Below are 20,083 nucleotides of genomic sequence, written 5' to 3'. Positions count from 1 at the left end.
TCGCGTCGAGTGCTGCCCGTCAGATGCGGAAGTGCTTCGAGAGTTTGAGGCCCTGGGCCTGGTAGTTGGAGCCGAGGCCGGAGCCGTAGAGGCTGGCGGGTTTTTCCTGCATGTGCTCGTAGACCAGGCGGCCGACGATCTGGCCGTCTTCGAGAATGAAGGGCACTTCGTGGCTGCGCACTTCGAGCACGGCGCGGCTGCCGCGGCCGCCGGCCGGCGCATGGCCGAAGCCCGGATCGAAGAAGCCGGCATAATGGACGCGGAATTCGCCGACCAGCGGATCGAAGGGGGTCATTTCGGCGGCATAATCCGGCGGCACATGCACGGCCTCGCGCGAGACGAGGATGTAGAACTCGTCGGGATCGAGGATCAGCTCGTTGCGGCCGCGGCTATAGAGCGGCTCCCAGAAATCATAGATGTCGTGCTGATCTTTCTTGTCGACATCGACGACGGCAGTGTGATGCTTGCCGCGATAGCCGATCAGGCCGTCCTTGTCGCCGGCGAGATCGATCGACAGCGCGATGCCGCCGCCCGAGACGTTGGGCAGCTTGCTGGCAACCAGCGTCTCGCTCTCATGCAGCTTCAACAGTTCCGGCTCGCCGAGCAGGGACTGGCCGACGCGGAAGCGGATCTGCGACAGGCGCGAGCCACGGCGCACGACGATCGGGAAGGTGCGCGGGCTGATTTCGAGATAGAGGGGGCCGGCATAGCCCGCCGGGATCTTGTCGAATTCCTGGGCGTAATCGGTGATGACGCGGGTGAAGATATCGAGGCGGCCGGTCGAGCTCTTCGGATTGGCCGAGGCCGACATGTCGGCCGGCAGCGCCAAGCTCTCCATCAGCGGCACGATGTAGACGCAGCCGGTCTCGAGCACCGCGCCTTCGGAAAGGTCGATCACATGCAGGCTGAGCCGGTCGAGCTTATCCGACACCAGATGCGAGGGGCCGGGCATGAAGCTGGCGCGCACCCGAAAAGCCTTGGCGCCCAAGCGCAGGTCGAGGCTTGCCGGCTGGATCTGGTCGCGGTCCAACTCGCGTTCGGAGATCAGACGCCCCGTTTCAAACAGCGCCGATATCGCGCGGTCCGCCAGAATTCCCGTTTCGCGAGCCATCATGCCTCATCCATCATTTGCCGCCGACAAAACCAAACTCGGGGAATTGACGCAAGCCGCCAACAGCAGTATTGCAGAATTATCCCGTGGTGATTTGGCCGGTCGGCTTGCAGCCACGTTAAACAAGTGGCTAAAAAGACCGGGTTGAAACCGGTCTGCTTTTGCGACCGGTTTTTTTGTTATGTGAAGGTGATAGCATGAGCAAGACCTGGCGCCCGGCAACCCAACTCGTCCACGGCGGCACGCTGCGTTCGCAATATGGCGAAACATCCGAGGCGATCTATCTCACGCAGGGCTTCGTCTATGACACGTCCGAGGCGGCCGAAGCGCGCTTCAAGGGCGAGACGGACGGCTATATCTATGCCCGCTACGGCAGCCCGACCAACGACATGTTCGAAAAGCGCATGTGCATGCTCGAAGGCGCCGAAGACGCCCGCGCCACGGCTTCCGGCATGGCGGCCGTCAGTGCTGCGATCCTCTGCCAGGTCAAATCAGGCGACCACATCGTCGCCGCGCGCGCCCTCTTCGGCTCCTGCCGCTGGGTGGTGGAGACACTGGCGCCGAAATACGGCATCGAATGCACGCTGGTCGACGGCCGGGATCTCGCAAACTGGGAAGAGGCGATCCGGCCGAATACCAAGGTGTTCTTCCTGGAAAGCCCGACCAACCCGACGCTCGAAGTGGTCGATATATCAGGCGTCGCCAAGCTCGCCAACCAGGTCGGCGCCAAGGTCGTGGTCGACAATGTGTTTGCCACCCCTCTGTTCCAGAAGCCGCTGGAACTCGGCGCCCATATCGTCGTCTATTCCGCCACCAAGCACATTGACGGCCAGGGCCGCTGCCTCGGCGGCGTGGTGCTATCAGACAAGGCATGGATCGATGAGAACCTGCACGATTACTTCCGCCATACCGGCCCGGCCATGTCGCCGTTCAATGCCTGGACGCTCTTGAAGGGCATCGAAACGCTGCCGCTGCGCGTCAAGCAGCAGACGCAGAATGCGGCGAAGATCGCCGATTTCCTGGCCGAGCAAGGCAAGGTCGCCAAGGTGATCTATCCCGGCCGCAAGGACCATCCGCAGGCCGATATCATCGCCAAGCAGATGACCGGCGGCTCGACGCTGGTCTGCTTCGAGCTGAAGGGTGGCAAGGAGGCGGCCTTCGCGCTGCAGAACGCGCTCGAGATCATCAAGATTTCCAACAATCTCGGCGACAGCAAGAGCCTGATCACCCATCCGGCCACGACGACGCACAAGAACCTGTCGGAAGAGGCGCGCGCCGAACTCGGCATTTCCGCGGGCACGGTGCGGCTTTCGGCCGGCATCGAGGATACCGACGACCTGATCGAGGATTTCGCGAAAGCGCTTGCCAAGGTTTCGGCCTGATCGACTGATTTAGCGGCCGGACTTCATCCGAATCCGGCCGCTGCGTGAGTGGAACAAGGTTCGCCCGTGGCGGCATTGCGAAGTAAATTAACACTGAGAATTAGGCTTAACGATCGAAAACCTTTCGATCATAGCTGTTTCATCGCCGATCAACGTTCCGTTTCTTGACGGACAGCGCCTCTTATAAGATATGGGTAACGTATCTTGACTAAGGTGCCAGGCATGTATCGCGCTTTCACAAGAGAGATCGAAGTCGTTGTCGAGCCGTTTTACCTGGAGGAGCAATCCGATCCGGAAGACGATCGCTATGTCTGGGGTTACCGGATTGTCATCAGCAACAATTCCGGTGTCGCTGTTCGCCTGGTCAACCGCTACTGGAACATCACCGACCAGAACGGCGTGGTCGACGAGGTGACCGGCCCCGGCGTCGTCGGCGAACAACCGCGGCTCAGCCCCGGCGACACCTACGAATATTCCTCCGGCTGCCCGCTCGACACCCCATCCGGGCTGATGTTCGGCCATTATCAGATGGAAACGGACGAAGGCGAGCTGTTCGATGTCGACATCCCCGCCTTCTCGCTGGATTCGCCGGGGCTGCTGCGCGTGTTGAACTGAGGGGGCGCTTGTCAGTTCGAACACGAACGCCGTGCTTGCCGCATGGGTCCTCGGGTCAAGCCCGAGGACGACGGAGGGTGGGGATAACGACCGGCAAGAGGCGAGCGGACGGGAGCAAATTCATTAAAAGTGTGCAGCGTTTTGTTGGACGTGGGGTTTGCTTTACCTGCTTCTAAAGCGCGTCGCGTCAAACTTGATTCATGCGACGCGCTTTGGCTCTTTGTTTTGATGCATGTCGTTATCCCGGAACCGCTGTATACTTCCGAGCGACATGCATTAACGCAAAATCGTTTGCGCATTTTGCTGGAATTCCGAGACGTCCCGCCTCTTGCCGCTCGTTTCTCCCCACCCTCCGTCGTCCTCGGGCTTGACCCGAGGACCCATGCGGCAAGCACTGCGCTCGGACGCGGCCGGCTGCAGCCCTCCAGTCAGTACCAACATGGACGCCGTGCCCGCGGTCGTGGATCCCCGGGCTTGTCCAGTCATCAATCGACTAAAGGTCGAAAGGATCCGAGGCCTGGGTGCCTGGCTTTGCTTCGAACGGATCTTTTGATTGTGGCGACGCCGGCTGTTTCATGACCGCATCGTTTACCGCCTTTTGGCAGGCGAGCAACTCATCCGCTGCCCTCTCGGAATCTTTCAGACCGAGGGCAACAATCTCTTTTCCGTTAAAGCGGGCGCGGAAACTCAGTTTACCAGAGAACTCCTCAATCAAGTCGGTATCGTCGGTATCGATCCACAATGATTTGAGGCCGTCGAGATCCAGACCTCTCGCATCAGCCGTCCATTGAGTCTGGTCTAACGAGAGTTCGATGGGATAATGCTTACCTTTCTCCAAGGATTTCCAGTTCGGATTTCCGAGCAGAATGTACAGAGGTTTGTCCTTTTTTCGGAAATTGAAGCCAAGACGAAAAATGGTGTCGTCATCAAAGGACGTCAGAACAAAACAGCCATTGTCTAAAGTCGGGTCGACAGCCACGGTCCAGCCCCCGACCTCTTTCCATTGGATTGCCTTATCATCAGCCAAGCCAATTTGTGGCATCGCAGCCATGAATGCGACTACGAAATAAAAAATGCGCATGAAGTCCCATCCCCGAACCAGTTGGATAAATGGTGCACAGTGACTACCAAAAGTCGAGTCACCGTGCTGCATCATCGCTAATCTTTTGTATTTGTTCTGTGCGTGCTCAACCGAGCCTACTCGGCCGGCTGAAGCTCCACCGTTTCGAAGCGGTAGGTGGTCGAGCAGAATTCGCAGGTCACGGCGATTTCGCCGTTTTCCTGGCTGGCCTCGATCTCCTCAGCCGAAAAGCCCTTCAGCACGCCGCCGATCTTTTCCCGCGAGCAGCTGCAGCGGTCGAAGACGGCGCGGGGTTCGTAGACGCGCACGCCGCGCTCGTGGAACAGGCGAAACAGCAGCCGTTCGGTCCCGACAAGCGGGTCCGTCAGTTCATCGGCATCGATGGTCTCGACCAGCGAACGGGCTTCGAGCCAGGCATCGTCCTCACCATGCAGGCGGCTGCCGGTATCGCCGTCGCCGCCATGGAGATCGGGCTGGCGCATGCGCTCCGGCGCTTCCGGCAGGAACTGGGCGACAAGGCCGCCTGCCCGCCAGCGATGGCGCGGCTTGCCGGCCTCGTCGCGATCGAGGAGCTCGGCCGCAGCCAGCCGCACGCGCGTCGGGATCTGCTCCGACTGGCGGAAATAGACGCCGGCAATCTCCTCGAGCGAGGTGCCGTCGAGTTCGACGATGCCCTGGTAGGGCTGGCCGAACTTGCCCTGGTCGATGGTGAAGGCGAGCACGCCCCGGCCGAGCAATTGCTCCGGCTCTGTTTCCCCAGCGGCAACCGCCTTGTTGAGCAGCGCCTGGTCGAAACGGGCATAGGCACGGACATTTTCCGGCGTCGAGAAATCGGCGACGAGAAGATCGACCGGGCCATCGCCCTTGGTCTGCACGGTGAATTTGCCGTCGAATTTCAGCGAGGTGCCGAGCAGCACCGTCAGCACCACGACTTCGGCAAGCAGCCGGGCGACGGGGGCGGGATAATGATGGCGCTCGAGGATGGCGTCGAGCATCGGGCCGAGCTGGACGGCGCGGCCGCGCACATCCAGACCCTCCACCTGAAAGGGGACGACATGGTCATCGCCGGCGAAATCGAACTGGCCGAGGGCGGCTGCAGCTTCTGCCATGGATTCACTCCTAGTTTTCAAGCGAAAGGACAGGGTGCCCTTCGCTCGCGCGGCCGCGCGTTTTTCACACGCGGCGTCCGATTATGGTTCAGATCGCGCCCAGGCACCAAGCTAGAATCGACTTCTGCGCATGAAGACGGTTTTCCGCTTCATCGAAGACCACGGATTGCGGACCGTCGATCACCTCGTCCGTCACTTCCTCACCGCGATGAGCAGGCAGGCAATGCATGAACAATGCATCATTGCCGGCCTTCGCCATCAAGGCCGCGTTGACCTGGTAAGGCTGGAAGACATTGTGACCCCGGGCCCGATGTTCCTGATTCATGGAGACCCAGGTATCGGTCACCACGCAATCGACGCCTTCGACCGCACGGTCGGCATCATGGCAGAGCATGATTTCGGCGCCCTCATTGCGGGCCCAGTTCAGATAGTGATCCTTGGGCTCCGAACCAAGGGGGACGGCCATGTTCATGCGGTAACCGAAGCGGGCGGCGCCTTCGACCAGCGAATGCAGCACATTGTTGCCGTCGCCGGTCCAGGCGATGGTCTTGCCCTTGATCGACCCGCGATGCTCTTCGAAGGTCATGATATCGGCCATGATCTGGCAGGGGTGGGTGTCATCCGTCAGCGCATTGATCACCGGCACCGTCGCATGCTCGGCAAGCTCCAGCAGGCGCGAATGCTCGGTGGTGCGGATCATGATCGCATCGACATAACGCGACAGCACCTTGGCGGTGTCGCCGATCGTCTCGGCGCGGCCGAGCTGCATCTCGGTGCCGGACAGGAACAGCGTTTCGCCGCCGAGCTGGCGCATGCCGACATCGAAGGAGACGCGGGTGCGCGTCGACGGCTTTTCGAAGATCATCGCCAGCATCTTGCCGGCGAGCGGCTTGTCGCCGGTGCCGGCCTTGAAGGCCTGCTTGCGGGCGAGCGCATCGTTCATGATGGTTCTGAGGTCGGCTGAGGTGACCGCCGAAAGATCGAGGAAATGTTTAGGAGCCATGTTGTTAACCTGTCGTGCGCCCGAAGGCGCAATCCCTTCAAGCCGTCTTCTTGATCTTGGCGGCGCGGATGCTTTCGGCAGCGCGCTCGAGGCGGGCGAGGCCCTCGCGAGCTTCCTCGGCGGTGACGACGAGCGGCGGAAGAAGGCGGATGACGTTGTCGCCGGCGGGCACGCCGAGCAGATGGGCGGCGCGGATCGCCTGCAGCAGTTCGGCCGAGGGAATGGCGGCCTTGACGCCGAGCAGCAGCCCCTCGCCCCTGATATCTTCGATCACATCGGGATAACGATCCTTCAGTGACGCCAGCCCCTGGCGGAAGACCAACGCGACGTCGCGCACCTGCTGGAGGAAGCCGTCGGCCAGAATGACGTCGAGCACGGCGCTGCCGACGGCCATGGCCAGCGGATTGCCGCCATAGGTCGAACCATGCGTGCCGGCCTTCATGCCGGAGGCGGCTTCCGCCGTGGCAAGGCAGGCGCCGAGCGGGAAGCCGCCGCCGATGCCCTTGGCGACAGCCATGATGTCGGGGGTGATGCCCGACCATTCATGGGCGAACAGCTTGCCGGTGCGGCCGACGCCGGTCTGGACTTCGTCGAGGATCAGCAGCAGGCCGTGTTCGTCGCAGATCTGGCGCAGCGCCTTCATGAACCCGGGGGTGGCGGGGCGCACGCCGCCCTCGCCCTGCACCGGCTCGACGAGGATGGCCGCCGTCGCATCCGTGATGGCGGCGCGCACCGCTTCGATATCGCCGAAAGCCACCTGATCGAAACCCGGCGCCTTGGGGCCGAAACCTTCGAGATATTTCTCCTGGCCGCCGGCAGCGATCGTCGCCAGTGTCCGGCCATGGAAGGCGCCTTCGAAGGTGATGATATGGAAGCGCTCGGGATGGCCCTTGGAAAACTGATAGCGGCGCGCCGTCTTGATCGCGCATTCGAGCGCCTCGGCGCCCGAATTGGTGAAGAACACCTTGTCGGCGAAGGTGGCGTCCGTCAGCCTCTTTGCCAGGCGCTCCTGGCCGGGGATCTCATAGATGTTGGAGAGGTGCCAGACCTTGTCGGCCTGCTCCTTCAATGCGCCCACGACATGCGGATTGCCGTGGCCGACCGAGGTGACGGCGACGCCGGCGCCGAAATCGAGATATCGTTCGCCGCTCTCGGTAATCAGCCACACGCCCTCGCCTCGCTCGAACCGCAGCGGGGCACGAGAATAGGTGTCATAAAGCGGCGCGGCTTCAGCCATGGCGCGGTCTCCCGATCAGCGTTGTCAATCACCGGACTCCGGCTAAGAAAACCAGGCCCGAAAAATCAAAAATGCCGCCTTGCGGCGGCGACTGGCACTATTTCCTTTTCGCGCTGCAATGTCAACAAAACTGCGCCCTTAGCGCATGCAGCAAGGGTGTACAGCAGCATTTTCAGTCTTCAACAGGCATTATTGCAGAAATGACACGCCGGGGCAGCAAGTTGGGGAAAACTCGGAATTCGATTCATCCGGATTCCCGCGACTCTTGTCAGGGAGTCAGGCTCACACTAGGTTAAAGTTCAATTACTAGACTGCATGCGGCGGAACTAGTCACCAAAATTGATCGGGCGTTTCTTGTTTCGGAGCCTTCCGGGACAACGGTGAGGGATTCTGCCATCACCAACGCGAAAGGTGGAGACAGGGCATGAACTGGACAGACGAGCGGGTCGAGAAACTCAAGAAACTTTGGGCCGAAGGACTGAGCGCGAGCCAGATCGCGGCACAACTTGGCGGTGTCAGCAGAAACGCTGTTATCGGCAAGGTGCACCGGCTGAGCCTTCCGGGCCGCGCCAAGGCCGGCGGCACGAACACCGCCGCGCGAACGCCGAAGCGCACCACATCGGCGCCGCGCGCACCGAACTACGCCTCTCGCATCACCACCACCACCACCCGCACCGTTACCCGCCAGCAGGGCGCGACGATGCTGAAGGAAGAGATCGAGATCGAAACGGTCGAGGAAATGGAATATGTGCCGAAGGGCAACGTGGTCGTGCCGATCTCGCGCCGCCTCGGCCTGACGGAACTGACCGAACGCACCTGCAAGTGGCCGGTCGGCGATCCGCTGAAGGATGACTTCCACTTCTGCGGCTGCGAATCCCCCGACAATTCGCCCTATTGCAGCTATCACCAGAAGCTCGCCTACCAGCCGGTCAACGAACGCCGCCGGGCAGCAGCGCGGGTCGGCTGAGCAGGTAAGACATTGTCGACATGCAAAAACGGGCCGCGCGGCCCGTTTTTTTGTGCGTGGGTGACGCGAACGCTTCGGGGTTTTGGCTGGAACTCCAAGTGAGATGAGCTCTATCTTGTGGTCGCTTTTTACGAACACAGTGCTTGCCGCATGGGTCCTCGGGTCAAGCCCGAGGACGACGGAGGGTGGGGAGACTCCGCCACAAATAGCGAACTACGCGCTGATTTTATTGCCGCCTTTTACTTTACGCGATCACCACGCAAAACCGCTGGCTCATTTGCTGAAATTCTTCCGGACGTCTCGCTTCTTGCCCATCTCGCCCCCCACTCTCCGTCATACTCGGGCTTGACCCGAGTATCCATGCCGCTAGCACTGCGCTTGAATTTGTTCGGCTACGGCCCCCTTTGTCAGTGTGAAAGCCAACGCAGCGCTCGCGGCCATGGGTCCTCGGGTCAAGCCCGAGGACGACGGAGGGTGGGGGAAGCAGGGCGGCAGGAACAGCGAGGCCTGCAGAAACAGCTCCTATGAGCTGCAGGAGCCAGCTCTGTAAAGCGACCCAAACCGCCCCCGAACTTCCGCTGAAACCCCTCAGGCTTCCATCGAATAACCGGCGCCGCGGACGGTGCGGATGACATCCTGCATGTTGGAGAAATTCAGCGCCTTGCGCAGGCGGCCGACATGGACGTCGACGGTGCGTTCGTCGACATAGATGTCGTGACCCCAGACGCCGTCGAGAAGCTGTGAGCGGGAGAAGACCCGGCCCGGCGACGACATCAGGAATTCCAGCAGGCGGAATTCGGTCGGGCCGAGGCGGACTTCGCGGCTCTTGCGATGGACGCGGTGGGTTTCGCGGTCGAGTTCGATATCGCCGCATTTCAGCACCGTCGACAGCACCTCGGGGCGGGCGCGGCGCAGCATCGCCTTGACGCGGGCAACGAGTTCCGGGGTCGAGAAGGGCTTGACGACGTAATCGTCGGCCCCCGTCGACAGTCCGCGGACACGTTCGCTCTCTTCGCCGCGCGCCGTCAGCATGATGATCGGCAGGCGCTCGGTTTCCGGCCGCATGCGCAGGCGCCGGCAGAGCTCGATGCCGGAGACGCCGGGCAGCATCCAATCGAGGATGAGAAGATCGGGCGTGCGCTCCTGAAGCCGCATTTCGGCTTCGTCGCCACGAAGGATGGTATCGACCTCGAAGCCTTCGGCTTCGAGATTGTAGCGAAGAAGCACGCTCAGGGCCTCTTCGTCTTCAACAACTGCAACTCTCGGGATCATGCGTGTCGGTCTCCTCGCGCATGATCCTTAAACCGGGGGTGATTTAAGCAATGCATCCTGCGCAAATTCACAAAAATTGGCTGCGACCTCTTTGCGCGCCCCACATGGGCGCGCACGCAATCGTCTGGTTTAGGCGGTTATTCCGTGACCGCGCCGACGGTGTTGGCGCTGTCGTCCTTCGGACGATCGCCTTCCGGCTGCGCGCCGGTCGCCATGTAATAGATGGTCTCGGCAATGTTGGTGGCGTGATCGCCGATGCGCTCGATGTTCTTGGCGCAGAAGAGAAGATGCGTGCAACTGGTGATGTTGCGCGGATCTTCCATCATGTAGGTCAAGAGCTCGCGGAACAGCGAGGTGTACATCGCGTCGATCTCGTTGTCGCGCTCGCGGATCGCACTCGCCTTGTCGGCGGCGCGCGTCGTGTAGACGTCGAGCACTTCCTTGAGCTGGACGAGCGCCAGCTCGGACAGATGCTCGAGGCCGCGGGCGAGCTTGCGGGGAACGCCGGTGCTCTGCACGGCGATGACGCGCTTGGCGGTGTTCTTGCCGAGGTCGCCGACGCGTTCGAGATCGGCGGCGATGCGGATCGAACCCATGATTTCGCGCAGGTCGGCGGCCATCGGCTGACGGCGAGCGATGGTGACGATCGCCTTGTCGCCGATTTCACGCTCGGCGTGATCGAGGATCACGTCGTCGGAGATGACCTTCTGGGCGAGCGCCGTATCGCCGTTGACCAGCGCCCGGACGGATTCGGCGACCATCTGCTCGGCCAGGCCGCCCATTTCGGAAATCCGCCGGGACAGGAACTTCAGATCATCATCATAGGCAGAATAAATATGTGTCGATGCCATGGGGCTTTATCCTCGAATAAAGGGAAGGCTTGCTGTCGCCAAAATCAGCCGAAGCGGCCCATGATGTAGTCCTGGGTGCGCGGGTCGTCGGGATTGGTGAACATCTTGTCGGTGTCGTTCTCCTCGACGAGATTGCCGAGGTGGAACATGGCGGTGCGCTGCGAGACGCGCGCGGCCTGCTGCATGGAGTGGGTGACGATGACGATCGTGTAATTCTCGCGCAGCTCGTGGATCAGCTCCTCGACCTTGGCGGTGGCGATCGGGTCAAGCGCCGAGCAGGGCTCGTCCATCAGGATGACTTCGGGGCTGACGGCGACGGCGCGCGCAATGCAGAGACGCTGCTGCTGGCCGCCCGACAGGCCGGTGCCGGATTCGTGCACGCGGTCCTTGACCTCGTTCCAGAGGCCGGCGCGCTGCAGGCTGGTCTCGACGATCTGGTCGAGATCGGCCTTCGACTTGGCAAGGCCATGGATGCGCGGGCCGTAGGAGACGTTTTCGTAGATCGTCTTCGGGAACGGGTTCGGCTTCTGGAAGACCATGCCGACGCGGGCGCGCAGTTCGACGACGTCGATATCGGGATCATAGATATCGTCGCCGTCGAGGGTGATCTTGCCGGCGACGCGGCAGCCGTCGATCGTGTCGTTCATGCGGTTCAGGCTCCGCAGGAAGGTCGACTTGCCGCAGCCCGACGGGCCGATCAGCGCGGTTACGGTGTTTTCGCGGATGTTCAGGTTCACATCGAAAAGCGCGCGCTTCTCGCCGTAGTAAACCGAGACATCCTGGCCGATCATCTTATACGGGACGTTGCTCATCTTCTGATCCAGCGCCTTTTCAACTGCAGCTTCGGTCAACATGTTCATGATGTTTAACTCCGTTTACCAGCGGCGCTCGAAGCGACGACGCAAGAGGATGGCGCCCATGTTCATGACGATCAGGAACAGGAGCAGGACGATGATGGCACCCGAAGTCCGTTCGACGAAGGCGCGTTCCGCCTCGTTGGCCCACATATAGACCTGCACCGGCAGGGCCGTCGAGGGATCGAGCGGCGTCGTCGGCGCGTTGGCGACGAAGGCGACCATGCCGATGAGGAGCAGCGGCGCGGTTTCGCCGAGCGCGTGCGCAAGGCCGATGATCGTGCCGGTCAAGATGCCGGGCATGGCGAGCGGCAGAACATGGTGGAACACCATCTGCATCTTCGAGGCGCCGAGACCAAGGGCTGCGGCGCGGATCGACGGCGGCACGGCGCGCAGAGCCGCGCGCGTCGCGATGATGATCGTCGGCAGGGTCATCAGCGTCAGCACCAGGCCGCCGACCAGCGAGGCCGAACGCGGCAGGCCGACGAAATTGATGAAGACGGAAAGGCCGAGCAGACCGTAGACGATCGACGGAACCGCGGCGAGGTTGTTGATGTTGACCTCGATCAGATCCGTCAGCCGGTTCTTCGGGGCAAACTCCTCGAGATAGATCGAGGCGGCGACACCGATCGGCAGGGAGAGCGCCAGCACGATCAGCATCAGGTAGAGCGAGCCGATGAGGGCGACGCCGAGGCCTGCGGCCTCCGGACGGCTGGAATTACCGTTGACGAAGAGGCCGGTGTTGAACTGCTTGTGGAGAGCCCCGCTCGCCTTCAGCTGGTTCATCCAGCCAACCTGCTTGTCGTTGACCTTGCGGTTCTTCTCATCGACGGAGAGATCGATCTGGCCCTTGTTGGCGCTGTCGATATTGGCGTCGGCGAGCACCGTGACATTGACGGTCTTGCCGATGATCGACGGGTCGGCGACGACCATGTCGCGCAGCTGGATCGGCGCACCCTTGGAGAGCATGGCCGTTGCATCGCGCACGTCAGGCTTGCTCGACGCATTGATGTTCAGCTGCTTGACGATCGCATCGCGCAGCAGAACCGGGTAATTGGCGGCGACCAGCACCGAAGGATCGGTCGCGCGCTTGTTGTTCGGGTCGATCGTCTTCTCGGTGAATTCGATCGGCAGGGTGATCGCCGTCTGCTGGAAGGCGGTGTAGCCCTTGCCGATCACCGTCCACAGCAGGATGAACAGGAAGATCAGGCCGAAGGCGATGGCGGCGATGCCATAGGCCTGGAACCGGCGCTCGGCGGCGTAGCGGCGCTTGATGCCGATATCGCGGCGCGCCGGCGCCTTGGAGACGGTGACGCCTGTTGTGGGAGAAACAATATCCGTCATTCGTACTGCTCCCGGTATTTGCGCACGATGTAGAGCGCATAGATGTTGAGGCAAAGCGTGATGCAGAACAGCGTGATGCCGAGGGCGAAGGCAACCAGCGTCTGCGGCGAGGTGAACTCGAGGTCGCCTGTCAGCTGGTTGACGATCTTGACGGTCACCGTCGTCATCGGCTCGAAGGGGTTGATCTGGATGCGGGCGGCGACACCGGCGGCCAGCACGACGATCATGGTTTCGCCGATGGCGCGCGAGGCCGTCATCAGCAATGCGCCGACGATGCCGGGAAGAGCGGCCGGCAGAACCACCTTCTTGATGGTTTCGGAGCGGGTGGCGCCGAGACCGAGCGAACCGTCACGCAGGGCCCGCGGCACGGCGGTGATGATGTCGTCCGACAGCGAGGAAACGTAAGGGATCAGCATGATGCCCATGACGATACCGGCGGTCAGAACGCTCTGTGCCTGAATGAAGTTGGTGTAGCTGCCGGAGAGCAGGCCGCTGATCTGAGCCGAGAAATCGCGCAGGAACGGGCCGACGGTGACGAGCGCGAAGAAGCCGTAGACGATCGTCGGGATGCCGGCCAGCACTTCGAGCAGCGGCTTGGCGACGCCGCGCAGCTTCGGCGAGGCGTATTCGGCCATGTAGATGGCGGCAAAGAGGCCGACGGGGACGGCGACCAGCATGGCGACCAGGCCGATATAGAGCGTGCCGAGCAGGAGCGGGATTAGGCCGAACTGGCCGAAGGACGAGCTGCCGGCGCCGGCAAAACGCGGATCCCAGACGGTGCCGAAGAAGAAATCGGCGGCGGGAACGGCGGCAAAGAAGCGTGCGGCTTCCGACAGCATGGACAGCACGATGCCGATCGTCGTCAGGATGGCGATCGACGAGGCGAGCAGCAGGCCCCAGAGCATGACGCGCTCGACCCGGTTGCGGGCGCGGAAGCGGGGCGCGATGGCGCGCAGCGCATAGAAGGCGCCGGCAACGGCCAGAATGAAGACGACCGCGGTCATGGCGAGGCGGCTCGTCGCGCTCATGGCGTTGAGCGTCTTGGCGGCGTCGAGCATGTAAGGCTGGGGCTGGCCGGCAAGCGGTACGCCCTTTTCGCTGAGCTTGGCCTGGAGAGCGGCCGGATCGCCGGCGAGGGCGGCGGTTTCATCCGCCGTCAGCATCGTCAGGCCGCGGGCGACGGTCGCCACCATGGAATAGCCGAGATCCTGCTCGACGGCGGCTTGTGTCTTGACCTCGGCAGGAAAACCGCCGCGAACCGCGGATTGGATGATGCCGGGGCTGACCGAGAGCCAGACGCAGAGGACGATGAGGGCGGGAAGAACCGCCCAGATCGCCGCATAGGCGCCGTAATAGGCCGGCCGTGAATGCAATGCGGAGGATCTGCCTCCGGCAAGTGCTGCGGCCCGGCTGCGCGCGACAAGATAGGCGGCGGCGCCGATCACCACAAGGCACAAAAGTATGATGGATGTGCTCATTCGTTACGTCCCCAGGCCCGCAGCCCCAAAAAGCCCAATCATGCGGAATGAATTCAACCCTGCAGCACCGGAAACGCCGGCGCGCGAAGGAATAAGGCAATGCCGGCGCGGGTTTTGAGACACCGCGCCGGCAAAATTATTACATGGACTTACCGGCTTCGACGTCCTTGCGGATCGCGTCGCGCTCGGCATCCGGAGCGGCAACCAGGCCGTATTCAGCCAGCGGGCCGTCGGGGCCGATCATCTGGTCGGATACGAAGAAGTTGACATATTCCTTCAGGCCCGGAACGGCGCCGAGATGTGCCTTCTTGACGTAGAAGAACAGCGGACGGGAAACCGGGTAGGTGCCGTTGGCAATGGTTTCGGTCGACGGAACGATACCGTTCACGCTGGCAACCTTGAGCTTGTCGGCATTGTTTTCATAGAAGGAAAGGCCGAATACGCCGACGCCGGTCTTGTTGGCGGCGATGCGTGCGAGGGTTTCCGGATAGTCGCCATCGATGTCGACTGCAGCGCCGTCCTTGCGGACTGCGACGCAAGCCTTGCCCTGGGCGGCCTTGTCGGAGATTTCCTTGGCGATAACGTCGACAGCGCCCGAAGCCTTGCAGCCGGCGGCCAGAACGTTCTGTTCGAAGACTTCGCGGGTGCCGTGCTTTTCGCCCGGGATGTAAGCAGCGATATCAACAGCCGGAAGCTTCGGGTTGACTTCAGACCACTTCTTGTAAGGGTTGGCGACGAGCTTGCCGTCGACGACGACCTGGGCTGCGAGGGCCTTGTAGATGTCTGCGGGAACGTAGGCAACGTCAGGGTTGGAAGCGTCGGTTGCGAAGACGATGCCGTCATAACCGATCTTGACTTCCTGAATGTCGGTCACGCCGGCAGCCTTGCAGGCTTCGGCTTCGTTCTTGTTGATCGGGCGCGAAGCGTTGGCGATGTCGATGGTGTCTTCGCCGACGCCCTTGCAGAATTCCTTCAGGCCAGCGCCCGTGCCGCCGGATTCAACGACCGGCGTCTTGAAGTTGGTGAAGGTTTCGCCGAAGGATTCGGCAACGATCTTTGCGTAAGGCAGGACGGTGGACGAACCAGCAACCTGAATCTGGTCGCGGGCGGCAGCAGCGCCAGCGAAAGCAGCGGTTGCAGCGAGCGCGGCAACGGTGAGCTTGAAGGTGTTCATTAGAAATCTCCCGGCATTGGGCTTGTGTGAGTGCGGCCTTTAGAGAGGCCCTCGCAGTGCCTTTTTTCATCGGCGGGACTCTCTTAGCGCTGTAAGCACCGTCCTTTTATGTCAAATCGGTGAAACATTTGTGACAGTTTATGTTGTTGTTTTTAAATTATAAATTATACGGCATTCAGCCAATCACGTCGGCGGGCGGCAAAGTTTGGACCGCATACTCGACCTGGCATTGCAAAATTTTTCATAAGCGGCCCATCGGTTGCCGGACGCCCGCAAACGAGTGAAGGGGCACGTGCCGCAACCTCTCGACTCCCTCTTCTCCCCTCGGGGAGAAGGTGCCCGTAGGGCGGATGAGGGGGCCAGCGACGTAGGTCTTTCCAATGTCCTCATGCGGGTTTAGACCATCCGCTTGCTGAAAGGGGAATTACTTAAAGGATGTCCGCGTGGCCCCTCATCCGACCCTGCGGGCCACCAGCCTGGGCGAGCCACCGGTCTCGCCCGTCCTTCGGACCCCCGCTGGGGAGAAGGGACATGCGGCAACCTCTCCGCTCCCCGCAGACCTCGCATGGGACACGTCAGAAGCGGACGGTAAAATCCGTGCCCTTGCCGACTTCGGATTTGACGATCAGGCGGGCGCGGTGGCGGGTGAGGATGTGTTTGACGATGGCGAGGCCGAGGCCGGTGCCTTTTTTCGAGCGGCTGTCCTCGATGCTGACGCGGTAGAAGCGCTCGGTCAGGCGCGGCACATGCTCGGCCGGAATGCCCGGCCCCTTGTCGATGATGCTGACCTCGACGGGCTCACCGGCGCCGTTCTTCAGCCAGACATCGACGACCTCCCCCTCCTGGCCGTATTTGCAGGCATTTTCCATCAGGTTCTCGAAGACCTGGACAAGCTCGTCGCGGTCTCCCAGCACCTCGACCTTGCCATCGGGAAGATGCAGGTTGATGGCGACGCCGACATCCCTTGCCAGCGGCACCAGCGAATCCCTGACATGGCCGAGCAGCGGCACCAGATCGATCTTCTCGTCCGGGGCGATGTGCGATTTCAGCTCGAGGCGCGACAGCGACAAAAGATCGTCGACCAGCCGGCTCATGCGCGTCGTCTGATCGAACATGATGGCGAGGAAACGCGCCTGCGCCTTCAGATCGTTCTTCGCCGGCCCCTGGATGGTCTCGATGAAGCCGCGTAGCGAGGCAAGCGGCGTGCGCAGCTCGTGGCTGGCATTGGCGACGAAATCCGACCGCATGCGATCGATGCGGCGGACCTCTGAAATATCGCGGAAGGAGAGGATGAAGTAACGCTCGCGCACGCCCTCTTCGGCCGCGAATTCGATGGGCGCGCTGCGCACGATATAGACGCGCTCGGAGGGCAGCCGCTCGGCATGCTCGATCTGGTTCGGGGCGTTGGTGGCGATGGTTTCGCGCACCATGTCGAGCACACCAGGCGAGCGCAGGCGGGCCGATATATGGGCGCCGAGCGCCATCTCGCCAAAGGCCTTTTCAGCGGCGCGGTTCTGGAAGAGCACCGAGGCGTCGTCCGACAGCACCATGACCGGGATGTCGAGGCCGGAAAGCGTGGCGGAAATTTCAGGCAGCCGGCTCGGTGGCGCCTCCGGCTCGATCTTCGCCGGCTCGACGGCTTCGGCCTTGATAACAGGCGCCTCCTTGAACAGCGCGGTCAGGACCATGGCCAGCAGGAGACCAAACACAACCCATTTGTTCATGCTAGCGGCAAGGGCGACAAGGGCGCTGAGGATTGCCGCAAGCAGCACCGGCCGCTCGCGCCGGATGCGCGCCAACAGGCTGGTTGTCCACGATGTTTCGTCTTGCAAGTGCCCTCGCGGCGTCGATTCGTTTATATTTATATTGAACTCTGCCTGATAGCGGCAATTCATGACAGAAATTTTCCGGAGGCCGCCGTGATGCGAAGGGCCGCAGCCGAAACCCACGAAAAATTATCGGCCGACCGCGAAAGATTTGATTTTCAACGGTAACTGTGTTCGCCTGAGAGAAAGAACCGATCGGGCTGAGGAGAAGCACATGGGCGAGGACGTCGAAAGCAGGGCCGTGGCGCTGGATATTCGCGGAGAGAAACGCATCTTCGATGTCGACGATCCCGTTCTGCCGGATTGGGTGGAGGAACACGCGCTTGAATCCGGCGAATTTCCCTACAAGAAGAAACTCAAGGAAGAGGACTATGTCGAGCAGCTGGAAAGGCTGCAGGTGGAACTCGTCAAGGTGCAGTTCTGGCTGCAGGCATCAGGCAAGCGGGTGATGGCGCTGTTCGAAGGCCGCGATGCAGCCGGCAAGGGCGGGGCGATCTCGGCCTCCGCGGCGAATATGAACCCTCGCCTTGCCCGCGTCGTGGCGTTGACGAAACCGACCGAGCGCGAACAGGGGCAATGGTATTTCCAGCGTTATGTCGCGCAGTTTCCGACCGCGGGCGAATTCGTGCTGTTCGACCGCTCCTGGTACAACCGCGCCGGCGTCGAACCGGTCATGGGCTTCTGCACGCCGCAGCAATACGAGGATTTTCTCAAACAGGCGCCGCAGCTTGAAAAAATCATCGCCCATGAGGGCATCTTCTTCTTCAAATTCTATCTCGATATCGGCCGCGAGATGCAGCTGAAACGCTTCCACGACCGCCGGCACGACCCGCTGAAAGTCTGGAAACTATCGTCGATGGATATAGCGGCGCTGACGAAATGGGACGATTACAGCGACAAGCGCGATCGGATGCTCAAGGAGACCCATACGGATTTTGCGCCCTGGACGGTGATCCGCGCCAACGACAAGCGGCGGGGGCGGCTCGAACTGATCCGCCACATGCTGAACCGGATGGATTATGACGGCAAGGACAAGAAGGTGCTCGGCACTGTCGATGAGCAGATCATCGGCTCCGGGCATGGATTCTTGAAATAGGTTTTCTGAAACAGCCGGCGAGCGGAAAGCCGGGCCATTGGCTTCGCCGAGGCTGGCACAAAATCACCGCGCGCTCGCGCTACTGCCACACAGGCTCCCCACCCTCCGTCGTCCTCGGGCTTGACCCGAGGATCCATGCGGGTGAGCACTTCATTTCTGTTGAACTGAGGCGACCGCCGCCCAACAAATTCAAGCGAAGCGCTTGCGGCATGGATACTCGGGTCAAGCCCGAGTATGACGGAGAGTGGGGGGCGAGATGAGCAAGAGGCGAGACGCCCGGAAGAATTTCACCAAATGAGCCAGCGGTTTTGCGTGAGGATCGCGTAAAATAAAAGGTGGCAATTCCACATCATTGCCCCGGCAGGATGCGGATGGCGAAGAGGTTGATGCCGCGCGCCTTGCCGTCGAGATCGCTGTTGATGACAAGCGTGCCAGGCGCATTCGGCGCCAGCGAGCGGTCGAACTTCACCTGCAGCAGCGCATCCGATTTCTCCCGGGTGACGTTGAAGCGATGGCGGGCGCAATTGCCGAGCGACTGGAAATTGCATTCGACGGTGACCTGCGTCGGCTCGTCGCTGGTCGACTGCAGCGTCAGCGCGATCGTCGAGGATTTGCCGGCAAGCTGCTGCAGCACCGAAGGCGGCACGCTGATGGCGATATTGCCATCGGCTGCACCGCTCTCAGAAATCAGGCGGATGGCGGGACCGTCATTCTCGGCGATTTTTTCGGTGCGCGCCCGCGGGCCGCTCTGGATCTTGTCGGCGTCGTCGGGCTTGAACAGCGGGATCCAATCGGCCGAAAAACTGTTCTGCGGATCGATGGTCACCGGTTCGTCGGTGTGAGGGGTCGCCTTTGCGGCGCTGTCGTCATTGCCGGTGAAATCCTCCGGCTGGGTGCTGGCCGGCGGGTTGGCGACGCTGGTGTCACGTTCGGCCGCCGTCAGCAGCAGGCCTGACGTATGCGCCCACCAGGCGCCGATGCCGATGAAGGCGAGCAGCACGCACCAGACGAGAAGCCTCGAAAAGAATTTGCGCGGCTTGCGGCGGCCTGCCGCCCGCTCCGGGCGGAAATCCATGTCGGTGGCGCGCTGGCCGCGGGCAAGCCGCTCGTCGCCGACCGGGGCCGCAGCCAGATGGTCGGTACTGCCGGCGTGCACGTCGTCGAGGCTGAAATCGTCGCGGCGGCTGTGGGCCACCTCGGGAGCGCGGCTCCGTGCATCTGCCGCGGGGCCGTCGATGAGATTGTCGATATCGGCCACATCACTGCGATGAACCGGCGGCGCCGGCATTTCAACGACCGGCGGCACGGGCACTTCAGGTGGCCTCTGGCGCGGGTGAAGGCGGTCGCGCTCCTCGCTTTCGATGGCGTGGATGGTGGTTTCCAGGCGATGGCGGTGATGGGCGACGACCTCGGTATCGGTGATATCCTGCTTGCGAAGGCCGGCTTCCAGCGCCTGGCGGGCCGACTGATAGATCCTCGCTCGAACCTCCGGATTGTCGCGCTCGGAATTGTCGAGCGCTGTTCTGATGGCCGTTTCTAATCCGCTCACGTCAAGTCCTTCACCTTGAACTCGGCATCGGACTGCAATCCCCGCCGTTCTCCATCAAAATTCGGTAGCGGCAAGTGCGGCAAACCGCAAGCCTTGCGCGGGCGGGCCGCGGTTGATCGGCGGGGATAATCGGC

At 61.8% G+C, this 20,083-nt stretch carries 17 protein-coding genes and 1 riboswitch; of the genes, 4 read left to right on the top strand and 13 right to left on the bottom strand.

From position 1 onward, the window contains the following. Positions 1–19: 19 nt before the first annotated feature. Positions 20–1,114 (bottom strand): 2'-deoxycytidine 5'-triphosphate deaminase, encoded by a 1,095-nt coding sequence (locus tag RHEC894_RS02795; protein ID WP_085736026.1) that lies wholly within the window; start codon positions 1,112–1,114, stop codon positions 20–22. Positions 1,115–1,187: 73 nt separating this feature from the next. Then, positions 1,188–1,266, top strand: a riboswitch (SAM riboswitch). Positions 1,267–1,308: 42 nt separating this feature from the next. On the opposite strand from RHEC894_RS02795, the gene RHEC894_RS02790 reads away from it, so the two are divergent. Then, the gene (locus tag RHEC894_RS02790; RefSeq protein ID WP_085736025.1) at positions 1,309–2,493 is read left to right on the top strand and encodes an O-succinylhomoserine sulfhydrylase; all 1,185 of its coding nucleotides are present in this window, start codon (positions 1,309–1,311) and stop codon (positions 2,491–2,493) included. A gap of 222 nt (positions 2,494–2,715) precedes the next feature. After that, a complete protein-coding gene (gene apaG, locus RHEC894_RS02785; protein ID WP_010068797.1) occupies positions 2,716–3,108 on the top strand; it encodes a Co2+/Mg2+ efflux protein ApaG in 393 nt (130 codons plus the stop codon). Positions 3,109–3,601: 493 nt separating this feature from the next. Here the strand turns inward: apaG and RHEC894_RS02780 are convergent, their stop codons facing one another. The 4 genes from RHEC894_RS02780 to RHEC894_RS02765 form a co-directional block, all read right to left on the bottom strand. After that, entirely contained in the window at positions 3,602–4,189 is a 588-nt protein-coding gene (locus RHEC894_RS02780; RefSeq protein WP_164517661.1) for a hypothetical protein, read from the bottom strand. Positions 4,190–4,305: 116 nt separating this feature from the next. Further along, entirely contained in the window at positions 4,306–5,298 is a 993-nt protein-coding gene (locus tag RHEC894_RS02775) for an Hsp33 family molecular chaperone (RefSeq protein ID WP_085736023.1), read from the bottom strand. Between the two features lie 88 nt (positions 5,299–5,386). Continuing rightward, positions 5,387–6,301, bottom strand: coding sequence for an ornithine carbamoyltransferase (argF, locus tag RHEC894_RS02770; protein WP_085736022.1), 915 nt, complete (start codon positions 6,299–6,301; stop codon positions 5,387–5,389). 37 nt (positions 6,302–6,338) lie between these two features. Then, entirely contained in the window at positions 6,339–7,538 is a 1,200-nt protein-coding gene (locus tag RHEC894_RS02765; RefSeq protein WP_085736020.1) for an aspartate aminotransferase family protein, read from the bottom strand. Positions 7,539–7,962: 424 nt separating this feature from the next. On the opposite strand from RHEC894_RS02765, the gene RHEC894_RS02760 reads away from it, so the two are divergent. After that, positions 7,963–8,505 carry a GcrA family cell cycle regulator gene (locus RHEC894_RS02760; RefSeq protein WP_085736018.1) on the top strand — a complete coding sequence of 181 codons (543 nt, stop codon included), beginning with the start codon at positions 7,963–7,965 and terminating at the stop codon, positions 8,503–8,505. 588 nt (positions 8,506–9,093) lie between these two features. Here the strand turns inward: RHEC894_RS02760 and phoB are convergent. The 7 genes from phoB to phoR all read right to left on the bottom strand — a co-directional run bounded on the left by phoB (position 9,094) and on the right by phoR (position 17,277). Beyond that, positions 9,094–9,777: a phosphate regulon transcriptional regulator PhoB gene (gene phoB / locus RHEC894_RS02755; RefSeq protein ID WP_010068798.1), complete on the bottom strand. Its 684-nt coding sequence runs from the start codon at positions 9,775–9,777 to the stop codon at positions 9,094–9,096. 137 nt (positions 9,778–9,914) lie between these two features. Then, positions 9,915–10,628 (bottom strand): phosphate signaling complex protein PhoU, encoded by a 714-nt coding sequence (phoU, locus tag RHEC894_RS02750; protein ID WP_003570614.1) that lies wholly within the window; start codon positions 10,626–10,628, stop codon positions 9,915–9,917. Between the two features lie 44 nt (positions 10,629–10,672). Beyond that, a complete protein-coding gene (gene pstB / locus RHEC894_RS02745) occupies positions 10,673–11,488 on the bottom strand; it encodes a phosphate ABC transporter ATP-binding protein PstB (protein WP_049732262.1) in 816 nt (271 codons plus the stop codon). Between the two features lie 15 nt (positions 11,489–11,503). Continuing rightward, complete coding sequence (gene pstA / locus RHEC894_RS02740; RefSeq protein WP_085736016.1) at positions 11,504–12,826, bottom strand: phosphate ABC transporter permease PstA; 1,323 nt, start codon at positions 12,824–12,826, stop codon at positions 11,504–11,506. Then, positions 12,823–14,304, bottom strand: a complete 1,482-nt coding sequence (pstC, locus tag RHEC894_RS02735; protein WP_085736015.1) for a phosphate ABC transporter permease subunit PstC — start codon at positions 14,302–14,304, stop codon at positions 12,823–12,825. The genes pstA and pstC overlap by 4 nt, the downstream gene beginning before the upstream one ends. A 139-nt stretch (positions 14,305–14,443) precedes the next feature. Continuing rightward, positions 14,444–15,478 carry a substrate-binding domain-containing protein gene (locus RHEC894_RS02730; RefSeq protein ID WP_085736013.1) on the bottom strand — a complete coding sequence of 345 codons (1,035 nt, stop codon included), beginning with the start codon at positions 15,476–15,478 and terminating at the stop codon, positions 14,444–14,446. Positions 15,479–16,053: 575 nt separating this feature from the next. Next, a complete protein-coding gene (gene phoR, locus RHEC894_RS02725; RefSeq protein WP_085738829.1) occupies positions 16,054–17,277 on the bottom strand; it encodes a phosphate regulon sensor histidine kinase PhoR in 1,224 nt (407 codons plus the stop codon). 241 nt (positions 17,278–17,518) lie between these two features. Here phoR and ppk2 point away from each other — a divergent pair, with 241 nt between their 5' ends. Beyond that, positions 17,519–18,400 carry a polyphosphate kinase 2 gene (gene ppk2 / locus RHEC894_RS02720; RefSeq protein WP_010068273.1) on the top strand — a complete coding sequence of 294 codons (882 nt, stop codon included), beginning with the start codon at positions 17,519–17,521 and terminating at the stop codon, positions 18,398–18,400. A 349-nt stretch (positions 18,401–18,749) separates the two neighbouring features. Here ppk2 and RHEC894_RS02715 read toward each other — a convergent pair whose 3' ends face one another. Further along, complete coding sequence (locus RHEC894_RS02715; RefSeq protein WP_085736011.1) at positions 18,750–19,949, bottom strand: regulator; 1,200 nt, start codon at positions 19,947–19,949, stop codon at positions 18,750–18,752. Between the last annotated feature and the right edge of the window lie 134 nt (positions 19,950–20,083).

It is taken from the genome of Rhizobium sp. CIAT894, from assembly GCF_000172795.2.
Classification (GTDB): Bacteria; Pseudomonadota; Alphaproteobacteria; order Rhizobiales; family Rhizobiaceae; genus Rhizobium.
The sequence above is the reverse complement of the archived record's forward strand: the minus strand, read 5'-3'. Positions and strand labels throughout refer to the sequence as shown.

What these genes read in the sequence shown, in the direction of transcription:
- RHEC894_RS02775 (WP_085736023.1), bottom strand. Translation starts at nt 5,298, where the DNA reads ATGGCAGAAGCTGCAGCCGCCCTCGGCCAGTTCGATTTCGCCGGCGAT.
- apaG (WP_010068797.1), top strand. Translation starts at nt 2,716, where the DNA reads ATGTATCGCGCTTTCACAAGAGAGATCGAAGTCGTTGTCGAGCCGTTT.
- RHEC894_RS02730 (WP_085736013.1), bottom strand. Translation starts at nt 15,478, where the DNA reads ATGAACACCTTCAAGCTCACCGTTGCCGCGCTCGCTGCAACCGCTGCT.
- RHEC894_RS02760 (WP_085736018.1), top strand. Translation starts at nt 7,963, where the DNA reads ATGAACTGGACAGACGAGCGGGTCGAGAAACTCAAGAAACTTTGGGCC.
- argF (WP_085736022.1), bottom strand. Translation starts at nt 6,301, where the DNA reads ATGGCTCCTAAACATTTCCTCGATCTTTCGGCGGTCACCTCAGCCGAC.
- pstB (WP_049732262.1), bottom strand. Translation starts at nt 11,488, where the DNA reads ATGAACATGTTGACCGAAGCTGCAGTTGAAAAGGCGCTGGATCAGAAG.
- ppk2 (WP_010068273.1), top strand. Translation starts at nt 17,519, where the DNA reads ATGGGCGAGGACGTCGAAAGCAGGGCCGTGGCGCTGGATATTCGCGGA.
- RHEC894_RS02765 (WP_085736020.1), bottom strand. Translation starts at nt 7,538, where the DNA reads ATGGCTGAAGCCGCGCCGCTTTATGACACCTATTCTCGTGCCCCGCTG.
- pstC (WP_085736015.1), bottom strand. Translation starts at nt 14,304, where the DNA reads ATGAGCACATCCATCATACTTTTGTGCCTTGTGGTGATCGGCGCCGCC.
- RHEC894_RS02795 (WP_085736026.1), bottom strand. Translation starts at nt 1,114, where the DNA reads ATGATGGCTCGCGAAACGGGAATTCTGGCGGACCGCGCGATATCGGCG.
- RHEC894_RS02780 (WP_164517661.1), bottom strand. Translation starts at nt 4,189, where the DNA reads ATGCGCATTTTTTATTTCGTAGTCGCATTCATGGCTGCGATGCCACAA.
- RHEC894_RS02790 (WP_085736025.1), top strand. Translation starts at nt 1,309, where the DNA reads ATGAGCAAGACCTGGCGCCCGGCAACCCAACTCGTCCACGGCGGCACG.
- phoB (WP_010068798.1), bottom strand. Translation starts at nt 9,777, where the DNA reads ATGATCCCGAGAGTTGCAGTTGTTGAAGACGAAGAGGCCCTGAGCGTG.
- phoU (WP_003570614.1), bottom strand. Translation starts at nt 10,628, where the DNA reads ATGGCATCGACACATATTTATTCTGCCTATGATGATGATCTGAAGTTC.
- pstA (WP_085736016.1), bottom strand. Translation starts at nt 12,826, where the DNA reads ATGACGGATATTGTTTCTCCCACAACAGGCGTCACCGTCTCCAAGGCG.